This is a genomic window from Candidatus Benthicola sp. (assembly GCF_058719085.1).
Window position 1 is genome coordinate 1 of sequence record NZ_JBZQEK010000180.1, and the last position, 2,552, is coordinate 2,552.

The following is a 2,552-nucleotide window of genomic DNA, read 5'->3' on the forward strand; positions in this document are numbered from 1 at the left end:
GCTTCACCTGGGCGTACAGCATCGCTCCGAACGTGCGAGCGTAGCCTCCCCACGCTCCCCAGAACGCCCGGAACACCTCTTCCCTGTCCTGCCGGAGCCGCGTCGTCCGGAGTCGCGTGTAGGCGGCCTGGTCCAGACGGGTCTCGGTGCCGTCCGACAGGGTCACCGTCGGCCACGGGAGGTCCGCGTTCGCCAGCATGCCGTAGACCGAGTACGGTGCGTCGGTCACGAGTCCCGCCGTGGCGATGACCGCCTCCTCGCCGGGCGTGAGGGTATGCGAGGATCTCCGGAGGGTGTCGTCCAGGACGTGTGCGTAGACGGCGAGGCCCGGATACGCCTCGACCCACTCCCGGACCGTCTCCTCCCCGATCTCGAGGATCTCCGGGTCGATAAAGCTCGCGGCCTCCGCCAGGGCGGTGCCCGCGAGCCGCGCCCGCTGTTCCATCTCGGCCGTCTCCCCGACGCGAGTGTCCTCGTGGAAACGCATCGAGGCGTAGCTCGAGACCCGGTAGAAGCGCTTCAGCGCCTCGTAGTACGTGTCGAGACAGGCTTCCAGCGAGTCCGGCCCCTCCGCGAGACGTCCGCGGAAGCCGGCCACCGCACGCGGAGCGGACCCGAGCAGTTCCAGGGCTTTCTCCCAGGCCTCCTGGCCGGAATAGATCGGCGTCAGGTCCCAGCGATTCAGATCCGTCACTCCACGCCCCTCCCCATGTGGACCACGGTCTCGAAATCGGCGGCCTCGACCGGCTGGACCGACAGCCGGCTCCGGCCGGTGACAAGCATGTCCGCGAGCGCGGGATTCGCCTTCAGGTCAGCGAGCGGCACGAAGCGGGCGAAGCGTTCCGAGAACTCGACGTCGACCATCCACCAGCGGGGCTCGTCCGGGCTCGACTTCGGGTCGTGGTAGCGGCTCTCCGGGTCCCACGAGAAGTGATCGGGGTACGCTTCCCGGGCGACCCGGGCGATCCCCGCCGCGCCCGGCGGATCCGCGTTCGAGTGGTAGAACAGAACGAGGTCCCCTTCCTTCATTTCTCTCATCAGGTTCCGCGCCTGGTAGTTGCGGACTCCCTCCCAGCACGTGACCCCGTCCCGCTCGAGATCATCCAGGGAGTACGATCCCGGCTCGGACTTCATCAGCCAGTGTCGCGACATTGCCGATCTCCGGTTGGTGGAATGTCGATCGCCGGGCAACACGCGCTCCGAGCGCGGACCGGCTGAGGATATGTCGCCCGGGCCCGCCCGCAACCCGTGCGTCCGCCGCGGTCGGATCTCAGAGCGCGGCGGAGCGCTCGCAGGCGTCGTCCTCCAGCTGAAGGAGACAATCGCGGCAGTAGACCTCCTGCTTCAGATCCACTCCCTCGACATACGCGGACGAGGCCATTACGCAGGCATAGTCCGGGCAGTGGACGAGCCCGAATCCGTGCCCCAGCTCGTGCACGACCTCCTTCACCGCACGGTCCGTGAGGAGGCCCTCGTCGGGGGGGAGCCCGTAGTACTCGGGATGCAGGCGCATCGTCGAGACGACCGCGCCCGGACCGCCGAGCTGTGCCTGGCCGAATACGAACGTGAGCACCGGGATGTAGAGGTCCACCTCGGTGAGCCCCACGATGCGCCCCCTGCCGGCCGGGCGATGCTTGAGGAGCTCCGCCAGCAGGAGGGTCGCGTGGTACTGCCCACGCTCCGGGGCGTAGAACGGGGTCACGTCGATCCTGAGCGAGTCCAGCCGCACGAAGTGACCGGTAGCGGCCCCGACCCGCTGCCGGAGTTCCTCGGACCATGCCGGTCGGAACCCGTTGAGCAGGGCGAGGAGGATGGTCTCCTTCACCCCGGCCGGATCCCGTACTTCTTGATCTTGTTGTAGAGCGTTCCCCTGTCGATTCCGAGCACGCGCGCCGCCTGGGAGACGTTTCCGCTCTCTTCTCGAAGCACGCGCGCGATGTGCTCGCTCTCGAGTGCCTCGAGGGACCGATCCTGCGGACGGACCGCGTTCCTTTCGAGCCGCACCGGCAGGTCCTCCGGCTGAATGCTCCCCGAGCGACCGACGACCATCGCCCGCTCGACCGCGTTCTCGAGCTCGCGCACGTTCCCGGGCCAGTCGTACCCCGTGAGCAGTTCCTCGGCTTCCTCCGTCAGCTTCTTCGGCGGTTTGCCCATCGACCGGGCGAACCTCTCCACGAAGTACTCCACGAGCTGCGGGATGTCCTCACGGCGCTCCCGCAGCGGCGGCAGGTCGATGGTGAACACGTGGATCCGGTAATACAGGTCCTCCCGGAACGCTCCCTCCTGCACCAGCGCGTCGAGGTCTCGGTTCGTGGCGCACACGAGGCGGAAGTCGGACTCGATCTCCTGGGCGCCACCCAGGCGGTTGAAGCGATGGGACTCGAGCACCCGCAGCAGGTCCACCTGCATTCGCGCCGGGATCTCCCCGATCTCGTCGAGGAACAGGGTCCCGCCATTCGCCAGCTCGATCTTGCCCTTCCGGCGATAGTGTGCCCCCGTGAATGCGCCCTTCTCGTGCCCGAACAGCTCGCTCTCGAGCAGCGTCTCCGGGA

General features: G+C 67.9%; 4 protein-coding genes. All 4 read right to left on the bottom strand.

Annotated elements, in window-relative coordinates; translation table 11 throughout:
• Positions 1–694, bottom strand: a 694-nt coding sequence (locus AC36XV_RS12880; RefSeq protein ID WP_492204091.1) for a gluzincin family metallopeptidase, incomplete at its 3' end; no start/stop codon positions are given.
• Complete coding sequence (locus AC36XV_RS12885; protein WP_492204092.1) at positions 691–1,152, bottom strand: EVE domain-containing protein; 462 nt, start codon at positions 1,150–1,152, stop codon at positions 691–693. The genes AC36XV_RS12880 and AC36XV_RS12885, both read right to left, overlap by 4 nt.
• A 118-nt stretch (positions 1,153–1,270) precedes the next feature.
• Entirely contained in the window at positions 1,271–1,825 is a 555-nt protein-coding gene (locus tag AC36XV_RS12890; RefSeq protein ID WP_492204093.1) for an archaemetzincin family Zn-dependent metalloprotease, read from the bottom strand.
• On the bottom strand, positions 1,822–2,552 hold a 731-nt coding region (locus tag AC36XV_RS12895; RefSeq protein WP_492204094.1), incomplete at its 5' end, for a sigma-54 interaction domain-containing protein. The genes AC36XV_RS12890 and AC36XV_RS12895, both read right to left, overlap by 4 nt.

Coding starts and splice junctions, on each gene's coding strand:
- AC36XV_RS12885 (WP_492204092.1), bottom strand. CDS start 1,152: ATGTCGCGACACTGGCTGATGAAGTCCGAGCCGGGATCGTACTCCCTG.